The following is a 17,754-nucleotide window of genomic DNA, read 5'->3' on the forward strand; positions in this document are numbered from 1 at the left end:
GCTTTTTATTGACCCGGCGGCAGCAACTCGATACCTTTATCAGCACACCTTACAGCACTGGAATTCATCCATTTATGTCGGCAAACGAAACGTCTACTGAAACACCCAACGCAACGGCTCAAGAGCTCGAATTAAAGTTAGTTATTGACCCGGCTCAGCGGGATAACGCCTTGGCTGTGTGTCGGGATATCGCTGCAAAGTTCCAAAAACAAGCCGATTATCAAAAGCTTAGTTTAGAAAACGCATACTACGATACCAGTGACTTACGTTTACGACAGTTCGATATGGGATTACGTATCAGACGCTCAGCAGATCAACTCGAGCAGACGATCAAACTTGCCGGGCGGGTGCTAGGTGGAATGCATGAGCGACCCGAATACAATGTGCCGACGGTAGAAATGGCACCGGATCTAACGCTGTTTGACGCAGATATCTGGCCTGACGACTTTCCGGTTTATGACGTACAACGAGATTTACAGCAGCTATTTGTGACCGACTTTACCCGGCATCGTTTTTTGCTGCCCAGTGGTGATGGGAATATCGAGTGTGTTTTGGATTTAGGTCAAATCGAAGCGAGTGGCGAAACCGAGCCCTTAGCCGAAATTGAACTTGAATTGCAGGGTGGCGAGATAACTGACGTCTATAAACTGGGCCAACAACTGGTGCAACAACTCAATGCCAGAATGGGTTCGTTAAGCAAAGCGGCGCGTGGTTATCTCCTGGCCGGACGCAGTGTGTTGGAACCTTTTGTGCAGACTCACTTTGTTAATGTCAGACCCGAACACTCATTGGGAGAGGCATTATATCGCTCCGTAGAATATGGTCTGAAACATTGGCAACACAATGAATCTTGTCTGGAGCGGCATGCAAACGTAAGAGCGGCACAAGGGATGGCCGATGGTATTTATTTGTGCCGCACGGTTATTGAGCTACTGGCAAAACTCGGTGTTGATTGTGAGCCGTTAGTCGCGCGCATTAATGAGGTGATGAATTACTTTAGTTGGTTAAAACGCTTTGAGGGGCTGGCCGAATTGACCGCGCAGGATGGCGCTTACCACCGGGCGTTAGAGCGCTACAACAGCTTGTACGAAACGCTGCAGGACAGCCAGCAGCAAGTGGTGCAATTAACGCAGGTGATTGAGCAGGTGCGCTCACATGAATATCAATTGCTGTTGTTGGATATTTCGCGCTTGTTAATTGAGCGACAGCAAACTGAAGCTATGGAACAGCCCGCGGAGCCCTGGGCTTCTTCGCTGCTGCGCGAAGACTGGCAAGAGGTGCAAAGCGCGTTTGAAGAAGTCGAGGATATGAGCGAGGAACGCTATCTGAAGCTGCTGCCAAAGTTACAGCACAGCCTGGTGCTGGGGACTTGTTTCGGTCAGCTGTTTGAGGGCGTTATTCGCGACAGTTTCCGCGCTCCCTGGCAGGATCTGGCAAGAGGAATTCGCGAAATCACAGCGCTCCACATTTTGCACGAGACTGTAAAAAACAGTGAGCAATTTAACGATGAACGCTTAATTCAATGGCAGCAAGTACAACGAGAATCGTTACTAAAAGCGCTTGAATATTCGCGCAAAGCTGCACTTAAGCGTGAGCCTTATTGGCAACAGTAAGTGGCATTAATATGACCCAAAACAGACTCGCGCAGGTTCCACCCGAGCAACTTATCGCAACAACGGATGGTTTTTGGCAACGATTTACCGAGCAGGTAGACGAGTCAATTTGGTCAGGGCTTGCGCGCAATACCGCAGATGAGTTGCGTCATTTAGTCGCCGCCAGCTCTTTTTTTGCGCGGGTACTGGAACGTTATCCGCAAGCGTTACTGCAAGCTAAGTCTGACCCATTGAAAGTCGATGATTATGAATCGGCATTGGCAGGTCGCTTAGCAGATTGTGATAACGAGCAACAACTAAAACGTGAGTTACGTAGCTTTCGGCATGTTCACATGGCCGCGCTGCTATGGCGTGAGGTAACCGGTGAGCTTTCGGTGCGCTCAGCTATGGCTCACTACACGGCTATCGCTGACAGTGCAATTCAGCAAGCGTTAACCTGGTTGCATGAGTCATTTAAGCCGCGCTATGGCGAAGCTTTCACAGACACCGGTGACAAACAATCGCTGGTGGTGTTGGGGATGGGAAAGCTCGGCGGCGGCGAGCTTAATTTCTCCTCCGATATTGACTTGATTTTCTTTTATCCGGAGCAAGGCGAGACCCAGGGTGGTCGGCGGACACTCGAAAATAACGTGTATTTTACGCGCCTGGCGCAAGCACTTATCGCGGCTCTCGATGAGTCGACAGCTGACGGTCAGGTTTTTCGCGTTGACATGCGCTTAAGACCATTTGGAAGCTCAGGACCTATGGTGTGTAGTCTGGCTGCGCTCGAGCATTACTATCAGGAGCAGGGGCGGGACTGGGAGCGTTACGCCATGGTTAAGGCCAGAGTTATTAATAAAGATCCAGCCGCCCAATCGATGTTCTACAGCCTTATTCGCCCGTTTGTGTATCGCCGCTATATCGACTTTAGTGCGATCGAGGCGCTGCGCAAAATGAAGCTGCTAATTACCCAGGAAACCCGGCGTCAGGGTGTTAAAAACAATATTAAATTGGGGGCAGGTGGTATTCGCGAAGTGGAATTTATCGCTCAGGTGCATCAGCTAATCCGCGGTGGACAGGAAAAAACATTACAAACTCAGTCACTTTATAATGCCTATGGGCAGATTGGGTTACTTGGTCTGATGGACGATGCGGAGACGGAACAACTTATAGAAGATTATGAGTTTTTGCGGGTACTGGAGCACCGGCTGCAACAATTAAACGACGAGCAGACACAGCAGTTGCCTGATACGTCGGAACAACAGCAGCAGCTTTGCTATTTGTATGGTGCTACACAATGGCAGAGCTTGGTTGATCAAGTGACTGAGGTCATGGCGCGTATTCATGCGCAGTTTCGTCAGGTGATCGGTTCGGAATCTGAACAGGACGAAGAGGAGCATGGCCTGCAGGTGCTTTGGCAGGATATGCTGGAAGACGATGCCGCCATTGAAATTTTGCAGCAAGAAACTGAAGTTAGTGCTGCTGAGCTGTGGCAGCAAGTAAAAAAGTTTCGGCTGGAAACCCGCAAACGCAGCTCGGGCCCTCGGGGGCGCGCCGCGCTGGCGCGTTTAATGCCGCAGCTGCTGCGGCAGGTTTTGTCACAACAACATCCGATAAACCTGCTTGACCGGGTATTGGCGGTGGTGCGCGCAATAATGAGTCGTACTGCCTACATTGAGTTGTTAGCCGAAAATCCCGGTGCCCGCGAGCAGTTGTGCAAGCTGTGTGCTGCCAGCCCCTGGGTGTCGGAGCAATTATCTCAGCATCCTATTTTGCTCGATGAGCTGATTGATCCACAGCAGCTTTATGAACTAACCGAATTAAACCAGTATCCGTCGGTACTGCGGGATTATCTGGTGCGAATTCCGGAACAAGACCTGGAGCGGCAAATGGATGCGCTACGGCAGGCGAAGCAGGCTTTACAGTTAAAGATAGCGGCAGCTGATATCAGTGGTGCACTGGAACTAATGAAAGTTAGCGATCACTTAAGTTATCTGGCTCAAGCCGTCATTGCTGAGGTTGTGGCGATGGCATGGGGGCAGTTAACGGCAAAACATGGTAAGCCGCCCGGGCGCACCACCGACGACACCGGTTTTGCAGTATTAGGCTATGGCAAACTGGGGGGATTAGAGCTGGGTTACGGATCTGATCTGGATTTAGTCTTTATTTGTGACGCTGACTACAGTGCTACCACAGACGGGCCGAAGCCAATTGACGTACAACAATTTTATTTACGCCTGGCACAACGCGTCTTGCATTTGTTTACCACCCGTACAGTTGCCGGCATATTATATGACGTTGACTTAAGGTTGCGACCGTCAGGGCAAGCTGGTTTGTTAGTAATGCAAGCGGAATCCTTTGTGCGGTATTTGCGCGAGGACGCATGGACCTGGGAGTTTCAGGCGCTGGTCAGAGCTCGATGCGTTTATGGGCATAAGGCACTTTGCCAACAGCTTGAAGATATTCGACAAGCGATGTTGTGCCGGCAACGCGATCTGGAGGAGCTGAGGGAAGACGTGCTGAGTATGCGTAAAAAAATGCGCGCGCACCTGAGTAGCGGTCAGCAACAGCGTTTTGACGTCAAACAAGACGCCGGCGGAATAGCCGATATCGAGTTTATTACACAGTATTTGGTGCTGGCGCATTCTCACCAGCACCCTGAATTGTGCCGTTACAGCGATAATATTCGTATTTTAACCACCGCTCAGCAGCTGCATTTGATCAGCGACGTAGACGCTCAGAACTTAATTAATGCCTACCAGATTTTACGTTGCGAAAGCCATGCCCTGGCGTTGCAGGGTGAACAGGCGCTAGTTAGCCATGACTTGAGTGCCGAGCGTGATGCAGTTATTGACTGTTGGCAACGCTTATTCGAGAAAACCGATAGCCGCGTTTAATTGTAATAACTTTGCATGTCTTCCCGGGGGCGGGTTTTAAACCGCCTGTGGACCCAAAGATATTGCTCTGGTGCCTGTTCAACTGCCCGCTCGACGAGTTTGTTGATGCGCGCAGCATCGGCCTTGTCATCACCGCTGGGGAAGTCAGATAACATAGGTTCATAAAATACATCGTAACCTGTGCCATCATTCCGTCGCACACAGCGGCTGACTATTACGTTGCAGTTAGGGTGCTTGGCAAATAAAGTCGTGCCGGTAGTTGTTGATGCATCGGGTACGTTAAAAAAGGGAACAAACTCGACTCGGCGACGGCCATAATCCTGATCGGGCAGGTAGCCGGCAATCTCGCCCTTGGCGATGGCCTGTAACATGCCTTTGACGTCACGTCGTTGGATCATATATTTGTTCGACCGACCGCGCCCACGCGTTTGTAAAAATTCCATAACCGCGTTGTTGTGAGGACGGTAAAGTCCAACCGCTGGCTTTACAAAGCCATGTAAGCGAGCATGCACTTCCAGGCTTAAAAAATGGAACAGCAACATTAACACCCCTTTGCCGCCAGCCTGTGCCTGTCGCAGATTTTCCTGGCCATGAACATGTAGCTTGCGCTTAATACGCCAGTCAGGCCACCACCAGGCGATACCGATTTCAAAATAAGCAATGCCGGTATTTTGCAGATTGCGGTTAACCAGTTCTTCGATTTGCTCGTCACTGTAGTCGGGGAAACACAATTGCAAATTCCGACGAGCGATATTGACACGTCGCGGCATTGCTTTTTTAAACAACCGACCCAGGCCTTTACCAAGTATCAGCTGCAGTCGGTAAGGAAGCCATGAAACCAGGTATAGAAATAGTACTCCAAGCCAGGTTAACCAGAACTTAGGGTGTAAAAAGTAAAGTTGGAATTTAGGTTTTTCGATCACGGCGCTTTCTTGTTATCAGCGTTACAATTCGTCGCATACTAGCATAAAAACAAAAAACACCGTGAACCGATGAGTTCACGGTGTTTGCTTAATCCATGCATACGTTATTCGGCAGCTGTACCGTCAGCATTCTCGGATAGTGCCGCATTAATGCCCCGTAAGTCTTCGGGAGTTAAGTCGCCAATAGACTGCTCCAATGCCAACCGTTGGCGGATAAAACCATAACGTGCTTCTGCTAAGTTGCGGCGCGCATTAAACAAGTTACGTGTACTGTTGAGCACGTCAACGATGGTTCGCGTTCCTACCTCAAAACCGGCCTCGGTTGCTTTTAACGCACTCTCTGCCGAGGTGACGGCTTGCTCAAACGCACGAATACTGGCCAAAGAGGCGTTCACATCATAAAACGCATTACGCACTTCACGTTCTACCGTGCGACGCGTTTCGACCATGGTTTGACTCGTAGCGACATAGTTATCCCGTGCTTGCGCTGTTAAAGCGGTAGTGCGGAAGCCAGAAAAGATTGGCACGTTCAGGTTTAACCCAATGGATTTACTGTCTAAGCTGGGTGGGTTTGAATAAAACGAAAAGCCAGAGCCTGAGGTATCGGTTTCGTTGTCTTGAGTTGAGTACTGCGCATTCAGAGAAACCGTAGGATAATGCCCAGACTGTTCTACCTTGATTCGTTGTTCGGCAATATCAACAGCAACCATGCTCTGCATGAGACTTAAATTACCGTTTTCGGCTTTAGTTACCCAATCCCGCACTTCGGCAGGGGTGGGCTCGGCTGGTTCAAAGGCATCGGTCTGTAAACCCGCGAGTGTCTGCGGATACTGGCCGGTAATTTCGCGAACATTTTCGAAAGCAATTTTTACGGCATTGCGTGCTTGAATTTCTGCGGCAACGGCACTGTCATATTGAGCCTGAGCTTCATGCACATCGGTGATGGCGGTTAAACCCACTGAAAAGCGCTGTTTGGTTTGTTCAAGTTGGCGTTCGATGGCGCGTTTTTCTGCTTCGGCAAAAGCTAAGTCATCTTGTGCTTGTAACGCACCAAAATAAGCATTGATCACTCGCAGCATTAATTGTTGTGCTGCACCGCGATAAGCCACTTCCGCTTGATAGGCTTGTTTTTCAGCAATATCAGCTTGTTGCCAGGTGCTCCAGTCAAAAATACTCTGGTTAAGCGTAATACCTGCATTCCAGCCAGTACGCTCTGACTCTAAGGTGACATAAGCATCTTGCGTTTCAAAGTAACTTTCTGATTCGCTCGTGCTTTCGCTATAACCTGCCTGACCGGTTAATTGAGGCCAAAACGCAGACTTAGCAATATCAACATTCTTTTGTGCTGCATCACGCTCGGCGGCTGCACGTAGTAGCGCCGGGTCGTTGTTAACGGCTAATTGATAAATTTGAGCCAAATCGTCTGCGCTTGACGTAAAAGTAACTGCGGAAAGCGCCAAACCGACAGTTGCGGACAGTAAATGCTTTTTCATCGTTCGTAATGTCCCGTAGCTTAAATGTGAGCGATTGATGATTTTCTTAGTCTACTTTTTAGTTTACCTAAGAGTAGTCGCCATCAATGGCCGAATAGTTTACATACAGAGCTGAATGAATACTAGTTTAACCTGAGATTGCTTTAACTTTAAGCGAAAGATGGTTTCAGATCACGCCTAAGTGTAACAGAATGTATGTTAATCGATGAATTGAACGTGAATTGCGACAATAAGGATGACTGTGAAGCCTAAATTTTCTAAGCAAGACGTAAAAATAGAACAAGTGACTCCCTTATACGAGGGTTTTTTATCAATTTACAAGTACCAACTAAAACATCGTCTGTTTGATGGCGGTTGGTCGCCGACAATTGCCCGTGAAATCATGGACCGCGGTGATGCTGTCGTGGTGTTACCTTATGATCCCCGCACCGATGAGCTGGTCGTATTAGAACAGTTTCGTGTCGGCGCAATGAATAACCAGCAGGGCCCTTGGTTATTTGAGTTTGTTGCCGGTATGTTTGATGCTGATGAAAGTGCCGAAGAGGTAGCAACGCGCGAACTCTATGAAGAAGCCGGTTTACGCACCCAGCGCTTACAAAAAGCGTTGAGCTATTACTCGAGCCCGGGGGGTACCAACGAACGCCTGACTATTTATATTGCCGAAGTCGATGCCAGTCAGGCCTCAGATTTCGGTGGCCTTGCCGAAGAACACGAAGATATTCGCGTAACCACGCTGGCATTTGACCAAGCCATCGCCATGTTAGAACAAGGTCAATTTAATAACGCCGCAAGCGTGATTGGGCTACAATGGATGCAATTACACAAACAGCATTTATTCACTGAGTAAGCGGGGAGCACAGGGTTGAGTTTAAAGCATAGCCAAAAGTCAGTACAGCAAAGACGCTATCAGGTCGATGTAGCCGAGCTGCACCGTCTGCATGAGCGAAATTATGCCGGACTGATAAACCTAATCCCTGATGTTGGCGAAACCATTAGCATCACCACCGGTGAGTTTTTAACTTTTGAGTTAACTATTACCTCCGAAGCCCGCTACACCTCAGAGCTGTTAATTCGGCAAAAGCCGGCACACTGGGCGTCCGATTATTTACGCGCGCAGCTGGAGATACGTTTGTACCATGATGTGCGCATGGCGGAAGTTATTGCTAGTCAGGGCGTGCGGCGATTGGCGGTTCATTATCAACAGCCCAACCCTGACATGCGCCACCGCGACGAAAAATATCAGGTGAATCAATTTTTAGCAGATTGGTTACAATTATGCCGGCAGCAGGGGCAGGTGAGTTCAGGCTTCGACGACAAATTTCTTCCCCACGGCTTCAAATAGGCGTAGCTTAGCGGTACATTATCATCATCGCTGTATTCATTTATTATAACTATAAGCGCTAACGACCAAACCTATGACAGATTACAAGTCCGATTCTATTGAGGTGCTTAACGGGTTAGAACCGGTTCAGCGCCGTCCCGGGATGTATACCGACACCACCCGGCCTAATCATTTAGGTCAGGAAGTTATCGACAACAGTGTCGATGAGGCGCTGGCTGGCCACGCTAAAACAGTTACTGTGATTTTGCATCAGGACCAGTCACTGGAAGTGTTAGATGACGGTCGCGGCATGCCCGTGGACATCCATCCGGAAGAAAAAGTCCCCGGAGTTGAGTTGATCATGAGTAAGCTCCACGCCGGCGGTAAGTTTTCCAATAAAAACTATCAGTTTTCCGGTGGTCTGCACGGCGTTGGTATCTCGGTGGTTAATGCCCTGTCGACGCGGGTCGAACTCACCATCAAGCGTGACGGCAATGTCTATGAAATGGCCTACGAAAACGGCGATAAGGTCAGTGAACTGGAAGTGACGGGTAGCTGCGGTAAACGCAACACTGGTACTCGTGTGCATTTCTGGGCAGATCCTAAATATTTCGACTCGGCAAAATTTTCGGTACCAAAATTACGCCATCTACTGCGCGCTAAAGCCGTGTTATGTCCGGGCTTAACCATTCAGTTTAAGAATAAACTCGATGACAGCGAAGACACCTGGTTTTATCAAGACGGTTTAACCGATTACTTAGTCGAAGCGGTGAGTGATTTACCAACCTTGCCGGAGCAGCCATTCGATGGCAGTTTTTCCGGGCAAACCGAGGGCGTAGATTGGGCTGTAACCTGGTTACCGGAAGGCGGTGAAGGGGTTAGCGAGAGTTACGTTAACCTAATACCGACAGCGTTAGGCGGTACCCACGTCAATGGTTTACGTCAAGGACTACTGGAAGCGATGCGTGAGTTCTGCGAGTTCCGCAATTTGCTGCCGCGTGGGGTAAAACTTACTCCGGAAGATGTCTGGGATCGTTGCAGCTATATTCTTTCTACTAAAATGCAGAATCCGCAATTTGCCGGGCAAACCAAAGAAAGGTTGTCATCACGGCAGTCTGCCAGTTTTGTCTCGGGGGTGGTAAAGGATGCGTTTAGCCTGTGGCTGAACGAACACACCGAACAAGCTGAGGCGTTAGCAGAGCTGTGTATTAACAATGCCCAGCGGCGCTTGCGGGCCAGCAAAAAAGTGGTGCGCAAAAAAGTCACCTCAGGCCCGGCGCTACCGGGTAAATTAACCGACTGCAGCTCGCAGGAGCCGTCACGTAGCGAGTTGTTTTTAGTCGAGGGTGATTCTGCGGGTGGCTCTGCTAAGCAGGCCCGGGACCGTGATTTTCAGGCGGTGATGCCGTTGCGCGGTAAAATATTGAATACCTGGGAAGTCGAGCCAGAGCAAATTCTGGCGTCGCAGGAAATTCACGATATTTCTGTGGCGGTTGGGGTCGACCCGAATACCGTTGATTTAGACAAATTGCGCTACCATAAGATTTGTATCCTCGCCGATGCCGATTCTGATGGACTGCACATTGCAACGCTTTTATGTGCGCTATTTGTGAAGCACTTTCGTCCATTAGTCGAAAACGGCCATATTTTTGTGGCGATGCCACCGTTGTATCGAATCGATGTAGGCAAAGACGTGTTTTATGCGCTGGATGAAGATGAGAAGCGCGGTATCTTAGACCGTATCGAGGCCGAAAAGCGCAAAGGCAAAATTAATGTGCAGCGCTTTAAAGGTTTGGGTGAGATGAACCCACTAACACTGCGCGAGACAACTATGGATCCTAACACCCGCCGATTAGTGCAGTTGACCATTGACGATGCAGAACAGATGGAAGAGTTAATGGATATGTTGTTAGCTAAAAAGCGTGCTTCCGATCGCCGTACCTGGCTGGAAAGCAAAGGTAATATGGCCGATCTGGCCGAGCTTTAACGGATTTAAGCGGAGAGTATAACGATGTCGATGGAAGTCAGTGAACAGACACCTTTAAGCCGCTTTACCGAAGAGGCTTATCTGAATTATTCCATGTACGTGATTATGGACCGAGCCCTGCCGCATATCGGCGATGGCTTAAAGCCAGTGCAGCGCCGTATTGTGTATGCGATGTCAGAGCTGGGTTTATCGGCACTGGCTAAGTATAAGAAGTCAGCACGTACGGTCGGTGATGTACTGGGTAAATTTCATCCGCACGGTGATAGCGCTTGTTACGAAGCTATGGTGTTGATGGCGCAGCCATTTTCATACCGCTATCCGTTGGTTGACGGGCAGGGTAACTGGGGATCACCGGATGACCCCAAATCCTTCGCTGCAATGCGTTATACCGAAGCTAAGCTGTCCAAATTTAGTGAAGTATTACTGAGTGAACTGGGGCAGGGCACGTCAGACTGGATACCGAACTTTGACGGCACCATGAAAGAACCCAAGGTGCTGCCATCGCGCCTGCCGCATATTTTGCTTAACGGCGTAACCGGGATAGCCGTCGGAATGGCCACGGATATTCCACCGCACAATGCCCGCGAAGTAGCTAACGCCTGTGCTCACTTGCTAGACAAGCCCAGCGCGTCGCTGGATGACGTGATGGAGCACATGCGCGGGCCGGATTATCCCACCGACGCCGAGATTATTACCCCGGCGGAGGACATCAAAAAACTCTATGAGTCTGGCCGTGGCTCAGTAAAAATGCGTGCCAAATATGCGCTGGAAGAGGGTGAGATAGTCATTACTGCACTACCGCATCAAGCCTCTGGTGCCAAGATTCTTGAGCAAATTGCCGCGCAGATGCAAGCTAAAAAGCTACCGCTGGTGTCGGATTTACGCGATGAGTCGGATCACGAAAATCCAACTCGCCTGGTGGTTGTACCGCGTTCAAACCGGGTTGATACCGAACAACTGATGGCGCATTTGTTTGCCACTACTGACCTGGAAAAGCAGTATCGGGTAAATCTTAATATTCTGGGCTTAGACGGACGTCCTAAAGTTAAACCGCTGGTGGGAATTTTAAGCGAATGGCTGCAGTTCCGCTTAGAAACGGTCACGCGCCGTCTGCAGTTCCGTCTGGATAAAGTGCTGGCGCGACTGCATCTGTTAGAAGGTTTGTTGATTGCCTACCTTAACATTGACGAAGTCATCGAGATCATTCGTTATGAGGATAAGCCTAAAGAAGAGCTGATCAAGCGCTTTGGTCTGAGCGACAAGCAAGCTGAAGCAATTTTGGAATTAAAATTACGCCATTTAGCTAAGCTTGAAGAGATGAAGCTGAAGGGCGAACAGGACGAGCTCGAAAAAGAACGTGAGCAGCTGGAAAAGTTGTTGGGTTCAGAGCGCCGCATGAAAACCTTAATCAAAAAAGAATTGCTGGCGGATGCCGAAAAATATGGTGATGAGCGCCGTTCGCCATTGGTGGAGCGAGGTGAAGCAAAAGCTTTGAGTGAGCGTGAGCTAACGCCGGCCGAATCGGTTACGGTTGTGCTGTCGAAAAAAGGTTGGGTGCGCAGCGCCAAAGGACACGACATCGATGGCGAGAAGCTGAGTTATAAATCAGGCGATAGCTTCCTTGCTGCTGCAGAAGGTAAAAGTAACCAGCCGGTGGTATTTTTTGATTCTTCCGGCCGCAGTTATTCTTGCGAAGCGCACCTGTTGCCATCGGCTCGCTCACAGGGTGAACCGCTCACCGGCCGTTTTAACATTGTTGCCGGCGAGTCAGTCGATCAAGTGATCATGGGCAAAGAGGAGCAACATTACCTGTTGGCCTCTGATGCCGGTTATGGCTTTGTCTGCCAATTCAAAGATTTAGTGAGTCGCAATAAAAACGGCAAGGCCATCCTGACGCTGCCTACCGGAGCTAAAGTATTAAGCCCGGTGAGCGTGCGTGAACCCTCGCAAGAGAGTGTTATAGCGGTATCCAACGAGGGCCGTATGCTGGTATTTCCGGTTGCTGATTTACCACAGTTAGGAAAGGGCAAAGGTAATAAGATTATCAGTATTCCGGCACTGCGCGCGCAAACACGTGAAGAGTATGTCGTTGCTTTGGCCAGCGCGCCTAACGATGCCACCGTGACCTTGCAGGCGGGTAAACGTAAGTTGACCTTAAAACCTTCGGACTTAGAGCATTATCGTGGTGAACGCGGACGACGAGGCAACAAACTGCCGCGCGGTTTGCAACGCGTTGATGCGATAACGATAGAAGAAACCCCGGCGACTACCGAGGCTGAGGAGCACCAAGCTGGCGATTAACGCCAGCTTTTCACTAAATTGTTCATGGCTTCGTTAAAAACGGTGACCCAGTATGGACTCAGCTGGGTGCCGGCCAGCCGGTTAATTTCCGCGACGGCACGACTGATGGGGCGCTTAAGGTGGTGCTGATGCGCTCGTTCGTGAGTCATGGCGTCAAAGGTATCAACCAGCGCCAGAATCTTTGCCCCGTCACTGATCTCATTATCTTTTAAGCCCAACGGATAGCCGTTACCGTCGGCATGCTCATGATGTTGTAACACCATTAATTTAGCCGCCTTCCAGTAATCCAGGTTCTCCAGTAGCTTAGCCGATAAGTAAACATGGTTTTGAATAGATTTGTGCTGATCCGGTGTTAACGGTTCGCTTTGGTGCAACAGTGTCAGCGGCATAAAGCCCATGCCGAAGTCGTGTACATAGCAGGCTGCGGTTAATTGCTTTTCGTCCACCGGGCTGCCTGCATAGCGATTGATCATCAGCGCTATTTTTAGCTGACGATCGGCACGATCGTGCCAATAGCTGGATCGTCTTTCGACCTCGGCCATTAGGCGCCTGAAAAAGCGTAAATCATAGTCCCAGTCATCTTCGGTATGCGGTGGCCGGTATTGTTGCTGCGGCTGAATATCAGAATCCAGTATCAGCTCCGGTGACAAGCGAGCCAATAAACGCCCCAGCAGCGGCTGACGTTCTGTGTCATTGGCGGCGACAATGTCGGCGCTTAAATCAATCACGCTCTGATAACGGCGATCGGGTACGTCAATAACTTCCTGGTTCTGGCAAGTTTCGACAAACTCGGTAACCTGATCAATCAATGACAGCACGATGTCGCTAAAAACCGAGTTGTAACTCATGTCACCTTTGCGGACTAAATCGAGCAAGTCCTCAATGGCACCTATAACGGCAACCATGGGCGATAGGCCAATTATGCCCAAATCACCCTTGATGGTATGGATTGAGCGGTACACACTGTGTTGATGTTGCTCGTTATTTGGTTCATGCTCAAGTGCTATCAGGCTGGTTTCTGCCTGCTGATGTAAATCTTTAATTTCGTCTAGCAGTTCCTGATAGACTTCATCGTCAATTGCCGGGCGTTCAAAAATCGTCATCGTTGTGGTTCCTGTCGTCACTGATCGGACGTTTACTCTTATTAAAGAGGTTATACTAGCGAGGCAAAACAACAAGGAGAAATAATGTTAGCTGCGGTTCGCTGGTTGGTTTTAGGCATTTTTATTGTGTTAGTGGGTGTTATCGGCTGTTTGTTCTGCATATTAAGGCCATTTCATCGCAATAACACCTATCGTTGGGCTCATATTTTTGGTTCTGCGACGCGTATACTCGGGCTTAAGCTGCGGGTAAAGGTGCATCCTGATGTACCTAAAAATGGTCCTTACGTTTATATTTGTAACCACCAAAATAGCTGGGAAATTTTTACGATTGCCGCAGCACTGCCGCCCAACACTGTCACCCTGGGTAAAAAAAGCCTCAAGTGGATCCCATTTTTTGGCTGGTTATACTGGCTGGCCGGTAATATTTTGATTGACCGCAACAATAAGGGCAGGGCGCACGGTACCATTGCACAGACGGCTGCCGCGATAAAAAAGCGCGATATCTCGGTGTGGATGTTTCCGGAGGGCACCCGCAGTAACGGACGAGGCCTGTTGCCGTTTAAAAACGGTGCTTTTCATACCGCGTACCAAGCGAGCGTTGACGTGGTGCCGGTGTGTGTCTCTAATTTACATGGTAAAATCGATATCAATCGCTGGGATAACGGCGAGTTACTGGTAGAGTTTTTGCAACCTCTGCCGATTGCTAACTACCGCAAAGAGACTTTGCGCGAGTTAAGCAAACATAGTCATCAGCTAATGGCTGAAAAAATTGCCGCGCTGGATGCTCAGTTAGAAGGTGAGCAACCTGAACACAAGCAAAAGGAAGATTCATGAGTGTAAACCTAGAGCCCTTATTACAGCAGAGCCGCGAAACCATAGACGCTTTGGTGAGTGATGGTGCGGATCCTTCGTTGTTGTACGAAATCGATCATCACCTGGCGAGTCAGGACTTTACTAAGTTAGAGAAGGCTGCCGTAGAGCTGGTAAAGGAAGGCTATCACGTTGATGATGCCGACGAATTTGAAGACGATAACGGACAACGCTGGTTTGCTTTTGCGGCGACGGTTGACGCGGGCCTTGATGAAGACGTGTTGGCGCGTCAAATTCGCGAAGTTGCGACCATTGCCGATGAGTGCGGTGTTGAGTATGACGGCTGGGGCACACTACTCGACGATGAAGAATATGATGAAGATTATGAGGACGACGAAGAATAAAAAAGCGCTTGAGTGATTCAAGCGCTTTTATTGAGGTTTAAGGCGCAGTGGCTAACTTAACTATTTTAACTACAGCGCCTCAATTTTCTTCAGTTGTTCCTGTAACTGGTTAACCAATTCCTGCGCTTCGGTCTGCTTTTCACGCTCTTTCGCAATCACCGCTTCAGGTGCTTTACTGACAAAGTTTTCGTTACTCAGCTTGCCACTGACACGCTGCAGGTCTTTCTCTGCTTTTTCAATCGCTTTGTTCAAGCGCTTAAGCTCAGCGTCTTTGTCAATCAGCCCGGCCATAGGAATATGCAGCTGCAGATTATCAACCAGCGCCGTCATGCTAGCCGGTGGCTCATCATTATCGCCAAGGAACTCAACCGACTCGAGCTTCGCCAGGCTACTTAAAAAGTTCTGGTTTTTCTCGATACGGCCCCGTGCCATGGTATCGGCATGCGACAGCAACAGAGGCAATGGTTTATTGGGTGATAAGTCCATTTCACCGCGAATGTTACGTATAGCCAGGATAACACGCTTCAGCCATTCCATGTCCTGCATTGCCTGCACATCAGTATCGTCACTGACCCGCGGGAACGCTTGCAGCATAATGGTTTCGCCCTGAACTCCAGCCAGCGGTTTAACGCGCTGCCAGATAGTCTCGGTGATATATGGCATGATCGGGTGTAATAAACGCAGTAACTGTTCTAGTACCGTAACCAGCGTACGCCGTGTACCGCGTTGCTCAGCGTCGCTACCCTGTTGCAAAATCGGTTTGGTCAGCTCCAGATACCAGTCACAGAACTGGTTCCAGGTGAACTCGTAGGCAATAGATGCCGCTATGTCAAAGCGGTAGCTGTCCAGCGCCTGACGGAATTCCTTAACCGTGTAATTGAAACGCGCCAGGATCCATTCATCAGCCAACGACAGCGTCATATCGCCGCCGGCTGCACCGCAATCATGCTCCTCGGTGTTCATCAACACGAAGCGGCTGGCGTTCCACAACTTATTACAGAAGTTGCGGTAGCCTTCCAGACGTTTCATGTCCCAGTTAATATCGCGTCCGGTTGAAGCGAGTGCGGTCAGGGTAAAACGCAACGCATCGGTGCCGTGTGGTGTAATCCCTTCCGGAAATTGTTTGCGCGTGGCTTTTTCAATTTTCTCGCGCATTTTCGGCTGCATCAAGTTAGCGGTGCGCTTTGCCACCAGCTCGTCGGCGCTGATACCATCAATCATGTCCAGCGGGTCAAGTACATTGCCCTTAGACTTCGACATTTTCTGGCCTTCTTCGTCCCGAATAAGCCCGGTTACATACACTTTTTTGAAAGGAACCTGTGGTTGCCCTTGCTCGTCTTTCATAAAGTGCATGGTCATCATGATCATGCGCGCAACCCAGAAGAAAATGATGTCAAAACCGGTTACCAACACATCGGTCGGATGGAAGGTTTTTAAATCATCGGTTTGTTCCGGCCAGCCCAAGGTAGAAAAGGTCCACAGCGCTGACGAGAACCAGGTGTCGAGCACGTCATCGTCCTGACGCAATTGAATATCTGCCGACAGCTCGTTATCGCGACGAACTTCTTCTTCGTTACGGCCGACATAGACGTTACCGTCGTTGTCATACCAGGCCGGAATACGATGTCCCCACCATAGCTGACGAGAGATACACCAATCCTGGATATCACGCATCCAGCTAAAATACATGTTCTCGTATTGCTTCGGCACGAACTCAATACGCCCGTCTTCAACCGCTTCGGTGGCTTGTTTAGCCAGCGGTGCTGCGCGCACATACCATTGGTCGGTTAAGTGTGGCTCAATGGGGACGCCACCGCGATCGCCATAAGGCACTTTGTTGGTGTGCTTTTCTGTTTTTTCCAGCAAGCCATTGGCTTCAAACTCGGCAATTAATTTTTTACGCGCTTCAAAACGTTCCAGACCGGCGTATTGCGTCGGCAGTTTACCGTCAAAGCCATTGAGCTCGTCCAGCTCTTCGCCAGTGCTGGTAAACAAGCCTGCAGTAGCGAGCACATGCGCGGTATTGTCAAATACGGCGATCATACCCAGTTGGTTACGTTTGCCCACTTCATAGTCATTAAAGTCGTGCGCCGGCGTAATTTTCACACAACCGGTACCAAATTCAGCATCAACATAATCGTCAGCAATAATCGGCACACGGCGGTTAACGATAGGTAGCTCGATATGTTTGCCAACCAAATGCTGATAGCGCTCATCGTCCGGATGCACGGCAACACAGACGTCACCGAGCATGGTTTCCGGACGGGTCGTTGCGACCACCAGGTAATCTTTGCCATCGGCTGTTGTTGCACCATCAGCCAGTGGGTAACGCAGGTGCCAGATAAAGCCTTGTTGTTCTTTGTTTTCTACTTCAAGGTCTGAAATAGCGGTCTGCAGTTTGGGATCCCAGTTAACCAGGCGCTTACCGCGATAAATTAAATCGTCTTTGTATAGCTGCACAAAGACTTCCAGTACCGCCTTTGATAAACCTTCGTCCATGGTAAAGCGCTCACGATCCCAATCGACCGAGTCACCTAAACGGCGCATCTGCGAGGTGATGGTGCCGCCGGATTGTTCTTTCCATTCCCATACTTTGTCGATGAATGCATCGCGGCCGAGTTGCTGGCGTGTTGTATCCTGCGCCGCCAACTGTCGCTCTACCACCATTTGGGTGGCAATACCGGCATGGTCAGAACCAACCTGCCAGAGTGTGTTTTTGCCGTCCATGCGCTGGTAACGGGTTAGCGTATCCATGATGGTATGCTGAAACGCATGCCCCATATGCAAACTACCGGTGACGTTGGGGGGCGGAATCATAATGGAATAGGGCTGACCTTCTCCACTGGGCTTAAAGTAGCCCTTTTCTTCCCACTGCTGGTAGAGGTTTTCTTCGATGTCTTTGGGGGAATACGTCTTATCCATA

General features: G+C 49.6%; 12 protein-coding genes. 8 read left to right on the plus strand and 4 right to left on the minus strand.

From position 1 onward, the window contains the following. The first annotated feature begins 8 nt into the window (after positions 1-8). Positions 9-1,613 (plus strand): CYTH and CHAD domain-containing protein, encoded by a 1,605-nt coding sequence (locus tag KZ771_RS00800; RefSeq protein WP_290654073.1) that lies wholly within the window; start codon positions 9-11, stop codon positions 1,611-1,613. Between the two features lie 11 nt (positions 1,614-1,624). Next, positions 1,625-4,489: a bifunctional [glutamate--ammonia ligase]-adenylyl-L-tyrosine phosphorylase/[glutamate--ammonia-ligase] adenylyltransferase gene (gene glnE, locus KZ771_RS00805; protein WP_290654074.1), complete on the plus strand. Its 2,865-nt coding sequence runs from the start codon at positions 1,625-1,627 to the stop codon at positions 4,487-4,489. Here the strand turns inward: glnE and lpxL are convergent. After that, positions 4,486-5,412: an LpxL/LpxP family Kdo(2)-lipid IV(A) lauroyl/palmitoleoyl acyltransferase gene (lpxL, locus tag KZ771_RS00810; RefSeq protein ID WP_290654075.1), complete on the minus strand. Its 927-nt coding sequence runs from the start codon at positions 5,410-5,412 to the stop codon at positions 4,486-4,488. The two genes, glnE and lpxL, sit on opposite strands and share 4 nt — an antisense overlap. A 104-nt stretch (positions 5,413-5,516) precedes the next feature. Next, entirely contained in the window at positions 5,517-6,905 is a 1,389-nt protein-coding gene (tolC, locus tag KZ771_RS00815; RefSeq protein ID WP_290572417.1) for an outer membrane channel protein TolC, read from the minus strand. A 235-nt stretch (positions 6,906-7,140) separates the two neighbouring features. On the opposite strand from tolC, the gene KZ771_RS00820 reads away from it, so the two are divergent. From KZ771_RS00820 to parC, 4 genes are all read left to right on the plus strand, one after another. Then, complete coding sequence (locus tag KZ771_RS00820) at positions 7,141-7,752, plus strand: NUDIX domain-containing protein (RefSeq protein ID WP_290654076.1); 612 nt, start codon at positions 7,141-7,143, stop codon at positions 7,750-7,752. Positions 7,753-7,767: 15 nt separating this feature from the next. Beyond that, a complete protein-coding gene (locus tag KZ771_RS00825) occupies positions 7,768-8,247 on the plus strand; it encodes a DUF1249 domain-containing protein (RefSeq protein ID WP_290654077.1) in 480 nt (159 codons plus the stop codon). Between the two features lie 73 nt (positions 8,248-8,320). Continuing rightward, a complete protein-coding gene (parE, locus tag KZ771_RS00830; protein ID WP_290654078.1) occupies positions 8,321-10,213 on the plus strand; it encodes a DNA topoisomerase IV subunit B in 1,893 nt (630 codons plus the stop codon). A 24-nt stretch (positions 10,214-10,237) separates the two neighbouring features. Next, positions 10,238-12,514, plus strand: coding sequence for a DNA topoisomerase IV subunit A (gene parC / locus KZ771_RS00835; RefSeq protein ID WP_133539556.1), 2,277 nt, complete (start codon positions 10,238-10,240; stop codon positions 12,512-12,514). Here parC and KZ771_RS00840 read toward each other — a convergent pair. Further along, the gene (locus tag KZ771_RS00840; RefSeq protein WP_290572407.1) at positions 12,511-13,617 is read right to left on the minus strand and encodes an HD domain-containing phosphohydrolase; all 1,107 of its coding nucleotides are present in this window, start codon (positions 13,615-13,617) and stop codon (positions 12,511-12,513) included. The two genes, parC and KZ771_RS00840, sit on opposite strands and share 4 nt — an antisense overlap. 84 nt (positions 13,618-13,701) lie before the next feature. Here KZ771_RS00840 and KZ771_RS00845 point away from each other — a divergent pair, with 84 nt between their 5' ends. Then, on the plus strand, positions 13,702-14,451 hold the full coding sequence (locus KZ771_RS00845; RefSeq protein ID WP_290654079.1) for a 1-acylglycerol-3-phosphate O-acyltransferase: 750 nt from the start codon (positions 13,702-13,704) through the stop codon (positions 14,449-14,451). Next, positions 14,448-14,831, plus strand: coding sequence for a ribonuclease E inhibitor RraB (gene rraB, locus KZ771_RS00850; protein ID WP_290654080.1), 384 nt, complete (start codon positions 14,448-14,450; stop codon positions 14,829-14,831). Before KZ771_RS00845 ends, rraB begins: the two co-directional genes overlap by 4 nt. A gap of 69 nt (positions 14,832-14,900) precedes the next feature. On the opposite strand, the gene KZ771_RS00855 is transcribed toward rraB, so the two are convergent. Further along, positions 14,901-17,753: a valine--tRNA ligase gene (locus KZ771_RS00855; RefSeq protein ID WP_290654081.1), complete on the minus strand. Its 2,853-nt coding sequence runs from the start codon at positions 17,751-17,753 to the stop codon at positions 14,901-14,903. Position 17,754: the final 1 nt, after the last annotated feature.

The organism is Idiomarina sp. (genome assembly GCF_019431395.1).
Taxonomy (GTDB): Bacteria; Pseudomonadota; Gammaproteobacteria; order Enterobacterales; family Alteromonadaceae; genus Idiomarina.